Genomic DNA, 17,200 nt, shown 5'->3' on the forward strand with positions numbered 1-17,200 from the left:
GCTAAACGACCGCATGCAACCTTTGAGATCATTGCATCATCTGTCAGTTTATCGGGGCCCCTCATGTTCAACTTCCAAGGCAAAGCAAGAATCCAAAATGCGCTGGCCCAGGCCGCGGCGCTCGACCGCTCGCAGGCCGTGATCGAATTCAAGCTCGATGGCACCATCGTCTCGGCTAACGCAAACTTCCTCAACGCGATGGGCTACATGCTCGAGGAGATCAGGGGCAAACATCACAGCATGTTCGTCGATCCGGCCGAGCGCATGTCGGCCGCCTATCGCGAGTTCTGGGCCCGGTTGAACCGCGGCGAGTTCGAAGCCGCCCAGTACAAGCGATTTGCCAAGGGCGCCCGCCCGGTCTGGATCCAGGCTTCCTATAATCCGATCATGGACGGCAACGGCAAGCCGGTCGGCGTGATCAAGTTCGCGACCGACATCACCGCTCAGAAGGTCAAGAGCATGGAGGACGCCGGCAAGATCACCGCGATCAGCCGCGCCCAGGCTGTGATCGAGTTCAACATGGACGGCACGATCGTGACCGCGAACGAGAACTTCCTCAAGGCGATGGGCTATTCGCTCGCGGAGATCCAGGGCAAGCACCACAGCCTGTTCGTCACGCCCGAGGACCGCGCCGGTGCGGCCTATGCCGATTTCTGGGCGCGGCTCAACCGCGGCGAGTTCGAGGCCGGCGAGTACAAGCGCATCGCCAAGGGCGGCCGCGAGATCTGGATCCTCGCGACCTACAATCCGATCCTCGACGAGAACGGCAGGCCGTTCAAGGTCGTGAAGTTCGCAACCGACGTTACCGCGCAGAAGCTCAAAGCCGGCGACAATGACGGACAGATCGCCGCGATCTGCAAGTCGCAGGCGGTGATCGAGTTCAACATGGACGGCACGATCCGCACCGCGAACGAGAACTTCCTCGCCGCGATGGACTACTCGCTTGCCGAGATCCAGGGCAAGCATCACGGCATGTTCGTCGAGCCGAACGAGCGCAATTCGCCGGCCTATCGGCAATTCTGGGAGGCGCTCAACCGCGGCAAATACCAGGCGGCCGAATACAAGCGCATCGCCAAAGGCGGCCGCGAGATCTGGATCCAGGCGTCCTACAATCCGATCTTCGACCTCAACGGCAAACCCTACAAGGTCGTGAAATACGCCACCGACATCACCGCGCAGGCGATCGGCCGCAAGAAGGCCGACAATGCGCGCGGCCTGATCGAGGCGGTCGCCGCCGGCAGCGAAGAGATGAGCGCCTCGATCCGCGAGATCTCCGAGACCATGGCGAAGTCGCGCGAAAACTCCAAAGTGGCGACGACCCGGGTCGAGGCCGCCGACGGCCAGGCCCAGCGGCTCAATGCCGCCGCGCAGGCGATGCGCGGCATCGTCGAGATGATCTCGGGGATCACCGGCCAGATCAACCTGCTCGCGCTCAACGCCACGATCGAATCGGCGCGCGCGGGCGAGGCCGGCCGCGGCTTTGCGGTGGTCGCCTCCGAGGTGAAGAGCCTCGCCAACCAGGCCAAGCAGGCCACCGACACGATCTCCTCGGAGATCGATGCGCTGAACAGCATCTCCGGCGACGTCGCAAGCTCGCTGGGCGCGATCAAGAGCGCGATCGCCAGCGTCAACGAGTTCATCGCCTCCACCGCCGCCGCGGTCGAGGAGCAGAGCATCGTTACCGCAGACATGTCCGCCAACATGCAGCGCGCCTCCGCCGAGCTGGCGTAGGCCTCTCTCTCCACTCCCTCCCGTCATCCTGAGGTGCTCGCCACGCGACGCACCGCGTCGCGCGGCGAGCCTCGAAGGATGAGCGGCCCGGCTGGTGGCCGTTCGCCCTTCGAGGCCTCCGCTTCGCTCCGGCGCCTCCAGCGACAATGGCTTCGCCATTGCGCGGGGGTGACGGGAATAGGAAACACCTGATCTCGAATTTAGCCGGCGGCCCACCGACGCGTCGGCTCCGTTGCGCCCTCGGGCAGGGCTTCGAAGATCGGCGACGCGAGCACGGCGTGGACGTGCAGCGTAGCTACCCCGACGTTGCGAAAACCGTGCTTGCGATGGGCTGCTACCAGCACGGACTGACCGGCCGTCACCGTGACGCGCTCGGCGTCGAGCCAGATCTCGGCCTCGCCCTCGCGCACCGTCAGCACCTCCTCGACCGTGTGCGAGTGGGTCGGCGCGCCCGCGCCCGGCGCGACCCATTGCTCGAAGACGCAGAGCGCCGCAGAGCCGGTGCGCGCCGAGACAAGCATGCGCGTCTGCACGCCCGGCCGCCATTCTTCGAGAGCGCTGGGATCGATCGGCTGCATGACGTAGGCCTTTCTTGCCGGCACGAAAGCGCAGTAAAAGACGCAAAGGTCGCCCGCGCGACCCACGCGCAACAAGGATAGAGTAGCAAATGCCGACAGCTTCGCCAAAAGTCGCCCTCGTCACCGGAGCCGCGCGCGGCATCGGGCTTGCGACCGCCAAAAAGTTCCTGGCCGAGGGCTGGCGCGTGGCGCTGCTCGACATTGCGGGCGAGCAGTTGACGCAAGCGGTCGCCGAGATCGCGCGGCCGGATGAGACGCTGGCGCTGACCTGCGACGTCTCCGATGCCGCCGCGGTCAGCGCCGCGGTGAAGGCAATCGACCAGCGCTTCGGCCGGCTCGACGCGCTGGTCAACAATGCAGGCATCGCGGTGTTCGCGCCGCTGATGGAGACGTCGGATGCGGATTTTTGCCGCGTGCTGGAGGTCAATCTCACCGGCCCGTTCCTGTGCAGCAAGACAGCGGTACCCCTGATGCGCGAGCATGGCGGCGGCGCAATCGTCAACATCACCTCGATCTCAGCGGTGCGCGCCTCCACGCTGCGCTCGGCCTACGGCACCAGCAAGGCTGGGCTTGCGCACCTGACAAAGCAGCTCGCGGTGGAACTCGCCGCGCTCAACATCCGCGTCAATGCGGTCGCGCCGGGCCCGGTCGACACCGCCATGGCCAAGCAGGTGCACACGCCGGAGATCCGCGCCGATTATCACGACGCCATCCCGCTCAACCGCTACGGGCTGGAAGAGGAACTCGCCGAAGCGATCTATTTCTTCTGCTCGGAACGGTCGAGCTACATCACCGGACAAATTTTGGCCGTCGATGGCGGCTTCGATGCAGCCGGCATCGGGCTGCCCACGCTGCGCGGGCAGCGCCGGAACGGATAGCACTTCGTAGGGTGGGTTAGCCCCGCGGGATTGAACTTGTGGAGGCTTCATGCAACGCGTCGTCAAGGCCTGCATCCTCTCCGCCGCGTTGCTCCTTTCCGCACCGGCTGCGGCCGAAATCCGCATCATCCAAAGTCCCGGCGGGCAAGTCGGCCCGTTCCTCGAACTATTCGACAAGGTGCGCAAGACCGGCGAGCGCGTGGTGATCGACGGGCCCTGCCTGTCCGCCTGCACGCTGGTCCTGAGCATCGTGCCGGGTGAGCGCATCTGCGTCACCAAGCGCGCAGTGCTCGGCTTCCACGCCGCACGTTCGGTCGACCGGCGCGGTCGCTTCTATGCCGAGCCGGAAGCGTCCGACGCCGTGCTTGCTGCCTATCCCGGCCCGGTGCGCGACTGGATCAGCCGCCACGGCGGATTGACGTCGCGGCTGCTGGTGCTGAAAGGACGCGACCTCGCGGCGATCTATCCACGGTGCAGGTAGCCTAAGCCACTCACATCCCTTCCGCCGGGCAGTTCACCATCCAGGGGATGCCGAACTGGTCGACGCACATGCCAAAGCCCTTGGCCCAGAAGGTCTTGCTGAAGGGCATGGTGACGGTGCCGCCGTCGGCGAGCGCGTTGAACTTGCGCGCGGCTTCCGCGGGATCGGTGATCGTCAGCGAGATCGAAAAGCCCTGCACCTTCTGCACATGCTCGGGCGGCGCGTCGGAGGCCATCAGGATGCTGCCGTCGGGAAACGACATCCGCGCATGCATGACCGTCTTCTCACGGCCTGGTGCTGCCGGCATGTCCGGCGGCGCTTCGGACGCGCGCAGCATCGCGTCGATTTTGCCGCCGAGAACGCGGGCGTAATAGGTGAAGGCTGCTTCGCACTTGTCTTCATAGAACACATAGGGATTGAGCATGTTTCTCTCCTTGACGTGATGCGCCTACTTCTCGGTGAGCTTCTTCAGGCTGGCGAGGCCTGCCTCAAAATCCTTGCCGATCATGTTGTCGAAGTTCATGAACACCTGCATCACCTTGGACATGAACGGCGCGGGACCGTACATCGCCCATGTGACCAGTGTTGCATCACCCTGCGGCGCCATTGTGAATTCGGCCGTGTTGTGTCCCTCGAACGGCCGCTCGAAATCGAGCTTGATCCGGATCTTTGACGGCGTGCTCGCCTCGAGGATTTCCATGCGGCCGGCGCCGACATTGCTGTTCCCGTCCCAGGCATAGGTTGCGCCCTTGCCCCGCTCGGCGCCGCCAAAGGCGCGCTTCATGGCGGGATCGCGCCCCTCATAGGGCGACCAGCCGGTCCAGAAGTGGAAATCGGCGATCAGGGGATAGATCACATCCGCCGGCGCCTTGACGGCGAGCGAGCGTTCGACGCGAAAACTGTCGGGCTTGGTCGCGGCGAGCGCGAGGACGACGACGATCCCGACCGCAAGTACGACGGCAATGATGGTGATGGCTTTCAACATGATGGGCTCCTTCGTATGGCCCTAGGACGAAGAAGGGTGTGCGGGGCCGACAAGGGCGGAACGACAATTTTTCTGAACGTCATTCCGGGGCGGCTCGAAGAGCCGAACCCGGAATCTCGAGATTCCGGGTTCGGTCCTGCGGACCGCCCCGGAATGACGGCGGCGAGGCCCTCACTTCGCCTTCGCCCCTTTGCCTTTGCTGCCCTTCGGCTGGCTGTCCCTGATCAGCCGGTCGATATGCATGCGGATATGAGCGGCTTCGGCGGAGGTGTTGGCGAGCGCGATGGCGCGGTCGAAGGCGATGCGGGCTTCCTCGTTGCGGCCGAGCTGCATCAGGAAGGCGCCGCGCACGCCGTAGAAGTGAAAATAATTTGCGAGCTTTGGCGCCAGCGGCTCGATCATCGCAAGCGCCGCCTCGGGTCCGCGCACCTTCGAGGCCGCGACCGCGCGGTTGAGCGTCACCACCGATGAGGGCTGCGCCAGCTCGAGCGCGCCATAGAGCAGGTCGATCTGCGCCCAGTCAGTTTCCTCCGGCGTCGCCGCACGCGCATGAAGCGCGGCGATCGCGGCCTGGATCTGGTAGGCCCCGGTGCGGCGGTGGCGCATCGCCTTGTCGATCAGCGCGAGCCCCTCCGCGATCATGGGGCCGCTCCACCGCGAGCGGTCCTGGTCTTCGAGCAGAATCAGCGATCCGTCCGCCGCAAAGCGCGCTTCGCTGCGCGCATGTTGCAGCAACAGCAGCGCGGTGAGTCCCATGATCTCCGGCTCGCTCTGGAACAGCCGCAGCAGCAGCCGCGCCAGCCGGATAGCCTCCTCGCATAGTGGCTTTCGGATCTCGGCGGTGTCGCCGCTCGCCGAATAGCCTTCATTGAAGATCAGATAGATCATCGCCGCAACGCCGGCGAGCCGCTCGGAGCGCTCGATCGCGCCGGGCGCCTCGAAGGGCACGTCGGCATCCGCGATGCGCGCCTTCGCCCGCGTGATGCGCTGCTCCATCGCGGCTTCCGAGACCAGGAAGGCGCGCGCGATCTGCTTCACCGTGAGGCCGGAAACGATGCGCAGCGCCAGCGCGATCTGCTGCGTCGCCGGCAATTCCGGATGGCAGCAGATGAACATCAACCGCAAAATGTCGTCGCGGTAATGCGAGCCGTCGAGCCGCTCGGCGAGCGCGCCCTCGGCATCGTCGAGGTCGGAGATCGCCTGGTCGTCCTCGGGCAGCGGCTGCTGCTTGCGGTTGCGGCGCACCTCGTCGATCGCGACGTTGCGGCCGACCATGATCAGCCAGGCTGCGGGGTCGCGGGGCGGCCCGTTCTGCGGCCAGGTTTTCAGCGCGCGCAGGCACGCGTTCTGGAACGCCTCTTCCGCGGTGTCGAGATCGCGGAAATAGCGCAAGAGCGCGCCGACCGCCTGGGGACGCGCGGACGTGAGCGCGGTCTCGATCCAGGCGGCGTCGGTCTCGCTCACGTCAGATTCCCTCCGGGCCTGAACACGCCGACGGGACGCACCTCATAGGCGCCACCGGGATTCGCCGCCCCGAGCTCGCGCGCAACGTCGAGCGCGTCGTCGAGATTCTTGCAGTCGACGATGTAGAAGCCGAGCAATTGCTCCTTGGTCTCGGCATAGGGGCCGTCGATCACCAGCGGCGGATCCTCCTTGCGCAACGTCGCGGCCGCCGTGGTCGGCAGCAGCCGCGCCACCGGGCCGAGCCGGCCCTGGCTGGTGAGCTTGTCCTGCACCACGGCGAGTTTCTTCATCACGGCTTCGTCCTGTTCCTTGCTCCAGGAACCGACAAAATCCTCGTCGTGATAGCAAAGGATGGCATAGAGCATGGGCGACAAATCCTGTTCTCATGATGAAGACGACCCACTATGCCCCGCCCCGACATATCTGCGGAAATTTTTTGCAGGAAATGTCCCGCCAGTCGTGTCAATGAGACACCATGACACCGAGCTGCGGCAGAATGGGATACTGGGAATGACGAAAGGCGCGCTGGCCCTCCTGATCAACAGCAACGCGCAGAACTGGTCGCCGGAGCGCTGGAAGGCGCGGTTCGACGCAGTCTGCGGCGACCGCCTCGTGACGTTGCTGCCCAATGCCGGCCTCGATCCGGCAAGCGTCCATTATGCCGCGGTGTGGAAGCCGGTTCCGGGCACGCTGGCAGGCTTCCCGAACCTGCGCGCAATCTTCAATCTCGGCGCCGGCGTCGATGCGCTGATGGCCGACCGCACGCTGCCTGACGTGCCCCTGGTCCGCGTCGCCGTGCCCGATCTCACGGGGCGCATGACCGAATATGTCGTGCTGCACGTGCTGATGCATCATCGGCAGGAGCTTTACCTGCGGCAATCGCAGCGCGACAAGATCTGGGAGCCGACATATCAATGGCCGGCAAGCGCCGTCACGGTCGGCATCATGGGCCTGGGCACGCTCGGCATCGATGCCGCGGGCGCACTGAAGCGCATCGGCTTCCGCGTCGTGGGCTGGAGCCGCAGTGCGCGAACGGTCGACGGCGTCGAATGCCTTCACGGTGACGCCGGGCTCGATGCGTTCCTTGGGCAGAGCGACATCCTGGTCTGCCTGTTGCCGCTGACGCCGGAGACGCACGGCATCCTCAATCGCGGCGTCTTCGCAAAGCTCAATCGCAACGGACCGCTCGGCGCGCCCGTGCTGATCAATGCTGGCCGCGGCGGTTTGCAGAACGAGGCGGATATCCTCACCTGTCTCGACGACGGCACGCTGGGTGCCGCCTCGCTCGATGTCTTCGTGCAGGAGCCCTTGCCGGCGGACAGCAGGTTCTGGAGCCACCCCAAGGTGGTGCTGACCCCGCACAATGCGGCGGACACGGATGCGGACGAGATTTCGAAATACGTCGCGGCGCAGATCGCATGCTTCGAGGCCGGCAGCGCGCTGGAGAATGTGGTGGATCGGGCGCGGGGGTATTAGGCCCCACTGTCGTCCCGGATAAGCGCGCCCCTGGCGGCGCGAAGCGCCGTCCAGTAGCGCGCGCAGATCCGGGACGACGGATGTGATTAGCGGCGGGCGCCGAAAGCCAACGGCGAGGCGCCCGGCGGCAGCGTCGAATGGATGTCGCTGTCGACCAGTCCGGGGGATTGCTGCTGGGTGAAGCTCGCGCCGAAGGAGAGGCTGAGATTCGACGTCGGCCGGAACTCGATCCCCGCGCTGGCGCGATAGCCGCCCGGCAGCGTCGATGAGGTGGAGTCGAAGGGCGTCAACGGAGGAGCACCGGAGCCGTAATTGTATTTCAACGTGTCGAAGCCGGTGTAGAGCGTGACGGGCGAATTGGTGAAGTTGTAGCCGAACTTCACGCCTTCGGACGACAGCGCGCCAAAATTGCCGAACGCCCGCGCGTGATCGACGCTATTCATGCTCCACGCCGCGCTGCCGCGCGAGCTGGACATGAACCAGCCCTTCGGAAGCCCGGCCTGCGGATCGCTCGCATCGAAGGGCTGACTGTCATTCCAGCCCATCAGCCCGCTCGAGTTCATATAGGGGATCGGCGCGGCCTGAGCATGCGCCGTCCGCCCGCCCAGGCTGAGCGCCGCCAATACCAATGCGAGAGCAAACCCGCGTGCGAAACTGAACGTCATCCGTAGAACCATCGAGTGTTCGCGAATTATACGCGCAGGCTATCGCAAATGCCAGATTGCCAATTGACGGCACGGCGTCTCCACACATTCACTGTCGTCCTGGCGCAGGCCAGGACCCATAACCCCAGGGAGTCGTTGCAGCACGAGCTGATAACCACGAGTCATCGCCAAACTAGGCCCTGTGGTTATGGGTCCCGGATCAGCGCTGCACTCCTGACAACGCTGCGCATTGTCAGGAGCTTCGCTTGTCCGGGACGACAGCTTGCTATGAGGCACCAGCCCCGATCATCACGTCGATCGCGCCCTTCACGATCGCCTCGAGCTCCCTGCGCGGCACGCGGGCGCGGGAGCGGATGGCGATACTGTGCACGGTGGCTGACGCGACCTGCGCCAGCACGGCCGGATCGGCGCTGTCGGGCAATTCGCCCTTCTCCTTGGCGCGGCGGAAGCAGAGCGCAAACGCTTTGTCGAGTTCGACCAGGCCCTCCAGCACCATGGCGCGAATGTCGGGATCGCCGACGGCTTCGGAGGCCGCCGTCACCACGGTGAAGCAGCCGCGCGGTCCCGTTTCGCCGGAGAGATAGATGTTCAGCGCCGAGGCGAAAATGCGCTCCAGCCGCTCGCGCAGCGGCAACTCCTGGCGAAAGATGTCGCCCATCGCCGCGCGTGCCTCATCGCGGTAGCGCTGATAGCTCTTGATGTAGAGCTCGCGCTTGTCGCCGAAGGCGCCATAGAGGCTCGGCCGGTTCATGCCGGTCGCCTCGGAAAGATCGTCCAGGGACGTGGCCGCAAAACCCTGGGTGCGGAACAGATCGAGCGCCTTGCCAAGCGCGACATCAGGCTCATAGGCGCGCGGCCGGCCGCGACGCTTTGGCGGCGTCGGGTCGGAAATCGGCGACCCTTTGCTTTTTTGTACCATTTCGCAAGATATTCCTTGACCGTCCCCATATTATGCAAGACAGTACAAAAATCAACTTGGCCAGGTTGAACGACACTTCCCCTCAAGGAAATGCCCAAGGAGGCCCCAAGTGGATCTTTATTTCTCGCCCCTCGCCTGTTCGATGGCGACCCGCGTCGCGCTCTATGAAGCGGGCGCGGATGCGAACTATCTCGAGGTCGATTCCCCAAGCAAGACCGTGCTGAAGGACGGCTCGGATTTCCGCGCCGTCAACCCGATCGGCCTGGTGCCGACGCTGCGCACCGACGAGGGCGTGGTGCTGACGGAGAATGCCGCGATCCTGCAATATGTCGCTGATAGCTTTCCGAAATCCGGTCTCGGCACCGCTGAAGGCATCGACCGCACACGTCTGCATCAGTGGCTCTGCTTCATCGGCACCGAGCTGCACAAGGGGCTGTTCATTCCCGTGCTCGACCGCAAGGCGCCGCAGGAAGCCAAGGCCTATGTGCTGGAGAAGAACCTGTCGCGGCTCGACTATCTCGACAATCACCTGAAGGGCCGCGAATTCCTGCTCGACCATTTTACCGTGGCCGACGCCTATCTCGTAACCGTCATCAACTGGACCATGGCGACGCCGCCGATCGATCTCGCGAAATGGCCGAACGTGAAGGCGTATTATGAGCGGCTGAAGACGCGGCCTTCGGTCGCAAAAGCGATCGCCGAGGAGTTCGAGCTGTACAAGCACGAGCTCGCGCGGCGGAAGGCGGCGGCGTAAACGAAGCGCGGCCGCGCAACAGCCTCGGTGTCGTCCCGGCGAAGGCCGGGACGACACCGATTATTTGGCGCATGGCCTGCCTGCGCACGAAGACCTTGGTCCGGAGCAGCCCCAGTGCTACCTCAGCGCAACCGCAGGGGTTTCGCATCTCCATGGCACGCATCACCATCATCGAGACCGGGCACGTTCCCAAGAAATACCGCGAGCGCCACGGCTCCTTTCCGGACATGTTCGAGCGCATGGTTCGCGCCGCGGACCCCGCTGTCACGTTCGATATCGTCAGCATCCCTGACGGCGGGGCGCTGCCCGACCCTGATAAGGTCGATGCCGTTCTGATCACCGGTGCAGCCGCAGGCGTTTATGATGGCCTCGACTGGATCGAGCCGCTGGAAGATTTCGTGCGCGCCGTCCATGCCAGGGGGACGCCGATGGTCGGCGTCTGCTTCGGCCATCAATTGATCGCGCAGGCGCTCGGCGGCGTGGTGCAGAAATCCGAGAAAGGCTGGGGGATCGGCCGGCACGTCTACCAGGTGACGCCGGACAACGGCATCGTCGACGGCAACCAGCTTGCGATTGCCTGCTCGCACCAGGACCAGGTGATCGAGGCGCCCGCCGGCGCGCGCACGATCCTGTCGTCCGACTTCACGCCGCATGCCGGCCTTCTCTACGACAATGGCACCACGCTCTCCGTGCAGCCGCACCCGGAGTTCGACGTGGACTTTGCAAACGTCTGCTGCGAACTCCGCGAAGGCAAGGCGCCCGACGACGTCGTTGCCACGGCGAAAGCGTCGCTCGTCGAGCCGCTCGACAGCGCAAAACTCGGCGGCGTGATCACGAGATTTTTGACCAAAGCCTGACTTCACCTCGCCCCGCGCCCGTCCGCCGAAGCCTTGGCGAAGGCGGATGCGGGGAGAGGGAGAAGTTAGAACGGGCTGTCGCCCAGCCCCGGCACATCGGCCGGCCGCGGCCCCGGTGCCGCCCAGTGAAAGCGCCGGTCCTTCTCCGCAATCGCGATGTCGTTGATCGAGGCTTCGCGGCGCTTCATCAGGCCGTGCTCGTCGAACTCCCACTGCTCGTTGCCATAGGAGCGATACCACTGGCCGCTCGCGTCGTGCCATTCGTACTGGAAGCGCACCGCGATGCGGTTGCCGTCAAAGGCCCAGAGATCCTTGATCAGGCGGTAGTCGATCTCCCCGGCCCATTTGCGGGTGAGAAACGCCACGATCGCCTCACGCCCCTGGAAAACCTCCGAGCGGTTGCGCCAGCGGCTGTCCTCGGTATAGGCGAGCGCGACGCGCTGCGGGTCGCGCGAATTCCAGGCGTCTTCGGCCATGCGGGCCTTTTGCGCGGCGGTCTCTTTCGTGAAGGGTGGAAGCGGTGGGCGCGACATAGCTGGCCTCCTTCGGTTGAGGGGCGCAATCTATCGCCTGACGTCGCGGAGTCGATGGCCGAGTTCCAATCGCCCGATTGCTAAATCACATCGGCCTTCATCAGGGTGCGGATCGTTTTCGGGATCGGCTGGGCGCGGCCGCCGCTGATGAAGGCGACGCGTACCTCGGCCTTCACAAGCACGTCCTCGCCGCGCCGCACCTCCTGGTTCAGCATGATGGAGGCGCCATTCACCGCGACCGGCCAGGTGACGATGTCGAGGACGTCGTCCATGCGCGCGGGTTTCAGGAAATCCAGATGCATCGAGCGCACGACGAAGGCAAAGCCCGGGCTTTCGGTCTCGGCCTGCTCGAACAGCGAATGCTGCTCGGCGCCCATCAGTCGCAGATGATTGGTGCGCCCGCGCTCCATGAAGCGCAGATAATTGGCGTGGTAGACGATGCCGGAAAAATCGGTGTCCTCGTAGTAGACACGGACCTGCATGTGGTGGCGGCCGTCGCGGATCTCGCCGTCGAGATGTTCAGTCACGTCGCGCGCCTCGCTTCACGCCTCGGAAGCGCCCGTTTTGCGCAAAATCCGGCGGTTGCGCAAGCTTGGTTACGACACCGCGGGCGGTGTCCTCCCCAGCGTCACCAGCACGATTTCCGGCGGCACGCCGACGCGGACCGGCAAAATGCTGCAACCGAGGCCGCCGGAGACGATGACGTCGCATTTCAGCCGCACATGGCCATAAGCGAGCTTGACAACGTCGCCCGGCAAGGCCGGCGCCCAGCCGAGCAGGCGCACCTGGCCGCCATGGGTGTGCCCGGACAATTGCAGCGCGACGCGCGAAGGCACGCGCGGCGCGATGTTCGGCTCATGCGCGAGCAGGATGACCGGCGCGTCGTCCGTGACTTTTGCGAGCGTTGCGTTGAGATCGTCGACGCCGACGCGCGGCACGGGGCGGAAGCGCCGCGCCGGCATGTAGGCGAGCTGGTCGCCGAGGCCGGCGAGCCAGAACGGACGCCCGCCGCTGGTGAGGCGCACGACGTCGTTCTCGTAGACGGGAATGCCGGTGGCTTCCAACGCGCGATGGGCGATCGTCGGCCCGTGCCCGGCCCGCTGCACGATCTTGTCGTCCCAGTAGTCGTGATTGCCCATGATGGCGTGGACGCCGAGCGGCGCCTTGAGCTGGGCGAGCACGGCCGCCCATTCGTTCGCCGGGATGAAGCGCGTGACGCGGCGGTGGCCCGCGACGTAGTCGCCGAGCAGCACCACGATGTCGGCGTTCAGCGCATTGGTGCGCTCGACGATCCCCTCGATCCGCTCCAGCGACATCCAGGGATCGCAGGCATGGAGGTCGGCGAGCACGGCGATCTTGAGGGGGAAATCGGCCGGCCATTGCCGCGGCATCGGGTGATAGCGCTTGATGCGCAGCCGCATCGGCTCGACACCGACGCCATAGGCGGCGGTCGAGACGCCGAGGGCGGACAGACCGCCGATTGAGCCGAAGAATTGCCGCCGCGTGAGCATGAAGGACCGATCGTGATGCAAGCCTTAAAGCGCGATGGCTTTGGGTCGAATCGTCATCGCGCTTTAGCTCTTTGTTCGAGCATGATCTTCTCGGAAAACCGCTGAGCACTTTTCCGGATCATGCTTCAAATGACGCCCGATTGGAGCGGAATTGGGATGCGCTCGTGCAGTTCTTCAGCAGAAAGATTACCGGCGTCGAGGACCGCCGACCAGTGCGTCCATCCGCAGCTTCAGTTCCTCCGGCGCGCGGTAGTACCAGACGCCGCCAAGCAGCTGGTGAAAGCGGCGATTGGCGCGGGCCTCGCGCTCGATGCGATCGATGGTCGCAAGGCTGATCACCTCCTCGAGCGGGCCGGCGGCGAGCACCGACAGCAGCACGGGGTTGGTCTCGATCTTCAGGATTTCAAGGATCAGGTCGATCAAACCATCGGGATCGTCTTCGCGCAGGTCGCGCTCGCAATCCATGATCGCGAAGAAATTGTCGTCCCAGTCGCGGTCCGCCTTCGAGTACTCCTCGACCCACGCGCGGGCAAGATCCGGCACCGTCAACCTCTTGCAGTCGAGCGGCTCGCGCGGCGTGCGCTGCGCAGCATGGTCGGCGCGCCAGGCCGCAGCGTGAGCGATCTTGGCGATGCGCAACATCAGCGGTTGGTCCGGGGCGAAGTGAACGCCTCCGAGCAGCCAGCGCAGGCGTTCGCTATAGCGCGCCTCATGCTCGATCCGGTCGATCACCTCGTCGCCATGCATGTAGAGCAACGGGTGCAGGAGCTTGTCGCTGAGCTGCATCACGGTCGGCTTGTCGCTTTCGGTCTTCAGCACTTCCAGGATGAGATCGAACGCAGCCTGCGGCCGCCGGTGCGGCAGATGATCGAAATAGGTTTTCGTCGCAAGGATGCCGCCGGCCTGATCGCGACGGCTGACGCACTGGAGCGCGCACCACATCGACGCCAGTTCGGCGAGCGGCACGGAATCCAGAAACGCCTCGGTCTCGTCGGGCGTGTTCAGCTCCGGCTTGCCCGCAAGGGCGTCCAGCAGTTTTGCGTCTTGGGGCGACACCATGTCTCACTCCGGGCATGCGCGAGCAGCGATCGTGACCGCCGCAAGTTCGCATTAGTGCGGGAATGGAACAGGTGGGTTCAACGAGGGCTAATCCCCGTCGCTCTCGTCGCCGCCGAACAAGCCGAACTGCGCGGGATCGCGCGTCGGCTCGTTGATGCCGAGATGCTTGAAGGCGTGCGACGTCAAGAGACGGCCGCGCGGGGTGCGCTGGAGATAGCCGCACTGGATCAGATAGGGCTCGATGATGTCCTCGATCGCGTCGCGCGGCTCGGACAGCGCGGCCGCCATCGTCTCCACACCGACGGGACCGCCGCCATAGTTGAGCGCGATCGTCGTGAGGTAGCGCCGGTCCATGGCATCCAAGCCTGCGGCGTCGACCTCGAGCGCGCTGAGCGCATGATCGGCGATCTTGCGGTCGATCTGGTCGGCATTCGCGGCCGAGGCAAAGTCGCGCACCCGCCGCAGCAGGCGGCCGGCGATGCGCGGCGTGCCGCGGGCGCGGCGCGCGATCTCGTTGGCGCCATCGGCGGTCATGCCGACATTGAGCACGCGCGCGCCGCGGGTGACGATCTTCTCCAGTTCCTCGATGGTGTAGAAATTCAGCCTGATAGGGATGCCAAAGCGGTCGCGCAGCGGATTGGTGAGAAGGCCCGCGCGCGTGGTGGCGCCGACGAGCGTGAATTTCGACAGCTCGATCTTCACCGAGCGCGCCGCGGGGCCCTCGCCGATGATGAGATCGAGCTGAAAATCCTCCATCGCGGGATAGAGCACCTCTTCGACCGCGGGGCTCAGGCGATGGATCTCGTCAATGAACAGCACGTCGCGCTCTTCGAGGTTCGTCAGCAGCGCGGCGAGATCGCCGGCCTTGGCGATCACGGGGCCTGATGTCGCGCGAAAGCCGACGCCGAGCTCTTTTGCCACGATCTGCGCCAGCGTGGTCTTGCCGAGACCGGGGGGGCCTACGAACAGCACGTGGTCCAGCGCCTCGCCGCGCTTGCGCGCGGCCTCGATGAACACGGAGAGATTCTTGCGCGCCTGCTGCTGGCCGACGAAATCGGTCAGCGTCTGCGGACGCATCGCGGTGTCGCCGACGTCGTCGCTGCGGCGCTCGGGCGAGACCATGCGGGAGGGCGTGTTCATTCGCTTCCCCGCCTGTACTTGTTCGGCAGCAACTCACTGATGAGTGCGACCTTCGGCTCGCGGCCATTGTCGGGGACGATGACCCGCGCCTTGGCGTCATAGTCGTGGATCAGTTCGCGGCAGATGCCGCAGGGTGAGACCACCGCGATCTTGCCGGGTTCGCCGGGCTTGGGGTGGCGCACCGCGACGATGGTCTCGATGCCGTGGTCGCCGGTCTCCGTGATGGCGCGGCCGATGGCAATGGCTTCAGCGCAGACCGCGATACGGCCGATATAGGCATCGATGTTGACGCCGGTCACGATGCGGCCGTCGCGGGTTCGCATGGCGGCACCGACCTCCTGCCAGTCGTTGCGATAACGCTGGCTGATCGCTTCGGTCGCGGCGGCAATGAGTTCGTTGTCTTCGTTGCTCAACATGGCGGAAAATATGATCCTTCGTCACCCCCGGGCCCGACGATGCGGGAGGGCGTATTCATGCAGCGATGCTACCACGATGTAGAGGTTTCGCGAGCCACCAGCACAGGCTAGCCGGAATGACCGCCAGCACGGCGAGCATGGCCGAGAGCGTCAGCGCTTGTTGCGCGGACCGGACGCCCGGCAGGATCGCGGCCGACGATTCCGAGGGCACCACGAACGTGCCGAACACGACAAAGCCGGCGATGGCAATGACCGTGGCGACCCACGCCATCCAGATCATGTTGATGCCGGCATAGACCGAGGCCAGCGCGAATATCAGCCCGGCCGCGACCGACGGCAGGAACGACGTGAACATCGTCGCGAGCGCAAGCAACCCGACTGCGACCGAGATCAAGGTGCGCAAGGCGTCGAGCTCGAGCAGCGCGAGAAACATTTGCAACAGCGCCGCGCCGAACGCGACAACGATCAGGGAAACCAGCGCCGCGATCGTCAGCGGTCCCACAATCGAGAAAATCAGGACGATGCCGATCGCGCGCACGAAACGACCGGCAATGGCGCCGGCAGAATAATGGCGCGGCTCCTTCACTTCGCGAGCTCCTTCAAGCCCAGGCGGATCAATTGCGCCGTCTCGGCCTTCTCGCCGGCGCTGCGCGAAGCGGCGGCAATCGCGGCGGCCGCCTGCGGCTGGCCGTAGCCGAGATTGACGAGCGCAGAGATCGCATCCGCGACGGGGCGCGGCGCGCGCTGCTCGTCGACGGCACCGGCCAGATGCACCACCGCCGGATCGACATTGGCAAACGCCGGCGCCTTGTCCTTCAATTCGGTGACGATGCGCTCGGCAACCTTGGGGCCGACGCCCGGCGTGCGCGCCACCGCGGCCTTGTCGCGCAGCGCGATTGCATTGGCGAGATCGGACGGGTTAAGCGTGCCGAGCACGGCGAGCGCGACCTTTGCGCCGACCCCCTGCACGGTCTGCAGCAGGCGAAACCATTCGCGCTCGGTATCGCTGCGGAAGCCGAACAGCTTGATCTGATCCTCGCGGACATAGGTCTCGATCGAGAGCACGGCGGCCTCGCCCGGCGACGGCAGATGCTGCAGCGTGCGCGCCGAGCAATGCACCTGATAGCCGACGCCGCCGACGTCGAGGATGACATAGTCCTCGCCGTAGGAATCGATCAGGCCCTTGAGTTTGCCGATCATAGGCCGGCCACCTTCAGCCGCAGTGCTGCGCTCTGGCGGTGATGGGCGTGGGTGATGGCGATGGCGAGCGCATCGGCGGCGTCCGCCGAGGGCGGCTCGGCCTTGGGCAGCAGGATTTTGAGCATCATCGCGATCTGGTTCTTGTCGGCGTGGCCTGCGCCGACCACCGTCTTCTTGACCTGGTTGGGCGCGTATTCGGCCACCGAGATGCCGAACATCGCGGGCGCCAGCATGGCGACGCCGCGGGCCTGGCCGAGTTTCAGCGTCGCAACGCCGTCCTTGTTGACAAAAGTCTGCTCGACGGCGGCCTCCACCGGCTTGTGAGCGGACAGCACGGACGCGAGCCCCTCATGGATCGCGAGCAGCCGGCTCGACAGCGGCAGATCGCCTGATGGTTCCACCGAGCCGCAGGCAACGTAGATCAGCCGGTTGCCGTCAGCCTCGATCACGCCCCAGCCGGTGCGGCGCAGGCCGGGGTCGATGCCGATGATGCGAACGGGGCCGCGAATCGGGAGCGCAGTCATAGGCCAGTGATAGCGGCTGGCCGGCGCGG

The 17,200-nt window shown here is 65.2% G+C and carries 22 protein-coding genes; 6 read left to right on the top strand and 16 right to left on the bottom strand.

Going from position 1 to position 17,200, the window contains the following annotated elements; all coding sequences use genetic code 11:
* Positions 1-63: 63 nt before the first annotated feature.
* On the top strand, positions 64-1,731 hold the full coding sequence (locus KUF59_RS39830; protein WP_212456750.1) for a methyl-accepting chemotaxis protein: 1,668 nt from the start codon (positions 64-66) through the stop codon (positions 1,729-1,731).
* A gap of 200 nt (positions 1,732-1,931) precedes the next feature.
* Here the strand turns inward: KUF59_RS39830 and KUF59_RS39835 are convergent, their stop codons facing one another.
* Complete coding sequence (locus KUF59_RS39835; protein WP_309500896.1) at positions 1,932-2,333, bottom strand: cupin domain-containing protein; 402 nt, start codon at positions 2,331-2,333, stop codon at positions 1,932-1,934.
* Positions 2,334-2,398: 65 nt separating this feature from the next.
* Here KUF59_RS39835 and KUF59_RS39840 point away from each other — a divergent pair, with 65 nt between their 5' ends.
* Positions 2,399-3,187, top strand: a complete 789-nt coding sequence (locus KUF59_RS39840; RefSeq protein ID WP_212456751.1) for an SDR family NAD(P)-dependent oxidoreductase — start codon at positions 2,399-2,401, stop codon at positions 3,185-3,187.
* A 49-nt stretch (positions 3,188-3,236) separates the two neighbouring features.
* Complete coding sequence (locus KUF59_RS39845; RefSeq protein WP_212456752.1) at positions 3,237-3,668, top strand: S49 family peptidase domain-containing protein; 432 nt, start codon at positions 3,237-3,239, stop codon at positions 3,666-3,668.
* Positions 3,669-3,678: 10 nt separating this feature from the next.
* Here the strand turns inward: KUF59_RS39845 and KUF59_RS39850 are convergent, their stop codons facing one another.
* From KUF59_RS39850 to KUF59_RS39865, 4 genes are all read right to left on the bottom strand, one after another.
* Complete coding sequence (locus KUF59_RS39850; protein WP_212456753.1) at positions 3,679-4,092, bottom strand: VOC family protein; 414 nt, start codon at positions 4,090-4,092, stop codon at positions 3,679-3,681.
* 24 nt (positions 4,093-4,116) lie between these two features.
* Positions 4,117-4,653 carry an SRPBCC family protein gene (locus KUF59_RS39855; RefSeq protein WP_212456754.1) on the bottom strand — a complete coding sequence of 179 codons (537 nt, stop codon included), beginning with the start codon at positions 4,651-4,653 and terminating at the stop codon, positions 4,117-4,119.
* Positions 4,654-4,824: 171 nt separating this feature from the next.
* Complete coding sequence (locus KUF59_RS39860) at positions 4,825-6,117, bottom strand: RNA polymerase sigma factor (protein ID WP_258767985.1); 1,293 nt, start codon at positions 6,115-6,117, stop codon at positions 4,825-4,827.
* Complete coding sequence (locus tag KUF59_RS39865; protein WP_212456756.1) at positions 6,114-6,482, bottom strand: YciI family protein; 369 nt, start codon at positions 6,480-6,482, stop codon at positions 6,114-6,116. Before KUF59_RS39865 ends, KUF59_RS39860 begins: the two co-directional genes overlap by 4 nt.
* 145 nt (positions 6,483-6,627) lie before the next feature.
* Between KUF59_RS39865 and KUF59_RS39870 the strand changes: the two genes are divergently transcribed.
* Positions 6,628-7,593, top strand: coding sequence for a 2-hydroxyacid dehydrogenase (locus KUF59_RS39870; protein WP_212456757.1), 966 nt, complete (start codon positions 6,628-6,630; stop codon positions 7,591-7,593).
* Positions 7,594-7,679: 86 nt separating this feature from the next.
* Here KUF59_RS39870 and KUF59_RS39875 read toward each other — a convergent pair whose 3' ends face one another.
* A complete protein-coding gene (locus KUF59_RS39875) occupies positions 7,680-8,258 on the bottom strand; it encodes a hypothetical protein (protein ID WP_212456758.1) in 579 nt (192 codons plus the stop codon).
* Between the two features lie 265 nt (positions 8,259-8,523).
* The gene (locus KUF59_RS39880; RefSeq protein WP_212456759.1) at positions 8,524-9,177 is read right to left on the bottom strand and encodes a TetR/AcrR family transcriptional regulator; all 654 of its coding nucleotides are present in this window, start codon (positions 9,175-9,177) and stop codon (positions 8,524-8,526) included.
* A 109-nt stretch (positions 9,178-9,286) separates the two neighbouring features.
* On the opposite strand from KUF59_RS39880, the gene KUF59_RS39885 reads away from it, so the two are divergent.
* Together KUF59_RS39885 and KUF59_RS39890 are read left to right on the top strand one after the other, a co-directional pair.
* Complete coding sequence (locus tag KUF59_RS39885; protein ID WP_212456760.1) at positions 9,287-9,931, top strand: glutathione binding-like protein; 645 nt, start codon at positions 9,287-9,289, stop codon at positions 9,929-9,931.
* Between the two features lie 152 nt (positions 9,932-10,083).
* On the top strand, positions 10,084-10,788 hold the full coding sequence (locus KUF59_RS39890; protein WP_212456761.1) for a type 1 glutamine amidotransferase: 705 nt from the start codon (positions 10,084-10,086) through the stop codon (positions 10,786-10,788).
* 65 nt (positions 10,789-10,853) lie between these two features.
* Here the strand turns inward: KUF59_RS39890 and KUF59_RS39895 are convergent, their stop codons facing one another.
* The 9 genes from KUF59_RS39895 to ruvC all read right to left on the bottom strand — a co-directional run bounded on the left by KUF59_RS39895 (position 10,854) and on the right by ruvC (position 17,171).
* Complete coding sequence (locus KUF59_RS39895) at positions 10,854-11,321, bottom strand: nuclear transport factor 2 family protein (RefSeq protein ID WP_212456762.1); 468 nt, start codon at positions 11,319-11,321, stop codon at positions 10,854-10,856.
* An 80-nt stretch (positions 11,322-11,401) separates the two neighbouring features.
* Positions 11,402-11,803: a tol-pal system-associated acyl-CoA thioesterase gene (gene ybgC, locus KUF59_RS39900; protein WP_408918134.1), complete on the bottom strand. Its 402-nt coding sequence runs from the start codon at positions 11,801-11,803 to the stop codon at positions 11,402-11,404.
* A gap of 114 nt (positions 11,804-11,917) precedes the next feature.
* A complete protein-coding gene (locus KUF59_RS39905) occupies positions 11,918-12,832 on the bottom strand; it encodes a metallophosphoesterase (protein ID WP_212456764.1) in 915 nt (304 codons plus the stop codon).
* A 186-nt stretch (positions 12,833-13,018) separates the two neighbouring features.
* Positions 13,019-13,891 (bottom strand): DUF6869 domain-containing protein, encoded by an 873-nt coding sequence (locus KUF59_RS39910; RefSeq protein WP_212456765.1) that lies wholly within the window; start codon positions 13,889-13,891, stop codon positions 13,019-13,021.
* Positions 13,892-13,978: 87 nt separating this feature from the next.
* Complete coding sequence (ruvB, locus tag KUF59_RS39915; RefSeq protein WP_212456766.1) at positions 13,979-15,031, bottom strand: Holliday junction branch migration DNA helicase RuvB; 1,053 nt, start codon at positions 15,029-15,031, stop codon at positions 13,979-13,981.
* Positions 15,028-15,447, bottom strand: a complete 420-nt coding sequence (locus KUF59_RS39920; protein WP_212456767.1) for a cytidine deaminase — start codon at positions 15,445-15,447, stop codon at positions 15,028-15,030. Before KUF59_RS39920 ends, ruvB begins: the two co-directional genes overlap by 4 nt.
* Positions 15,448-15,502: 55 nt before the next feature.
* A complete protein-coding gene (locus tag KUF59_RS39925; protein WP_212456768.1) occupies positions 15,503-16,033 on the bottom strand; it encodes a hypothetical protein in 531 nt (176 codons plus the stop codon).
* On the bottom strand, positions 16,030-16,647 hold the full coding sequence (gene ruvA / locus KUF59_RS39930; RefSeq protein WP_212456769.1) for a Holliday junction branch migration protein RuvA: 618 nt from the start codon (positions 16,645-16,647) through the stop codon (positions 16,030-16,032). Before ruvA ends, KUF59_RS39925 begins: the two co-directional genes overlap by 4 nt.
* Positions 16,644-17,171 (bottom strand): crossover junction endodeoxyribonuclease RuvC, encoded by a 528-nt coding sequence (gene ruvC, locus KUF59_RS39935; RefSeq protein ID WP_212456770.1) that lies wholly within the window; start codon positions 17,169-17,171, stop codon positions 16,644-16,646. The genes ruvA and ruvC overlap by 4 nt, the downstream gene beginning before the upstream one ends.
* Positions 17,172-17,200 lie beyond the last annotated feature (29 nt).

Source organism: Bradyrhizobium arachidis, from assembly GCF_024758505.1.
GTDB classification, from domain to species: Bacteria; Pseudomonadota; Alphaproteobacteria; order Rhizobiales; family Xanthobacteraceae; genus Bradyrhizobium; species Bradyrhizobium manausense_C.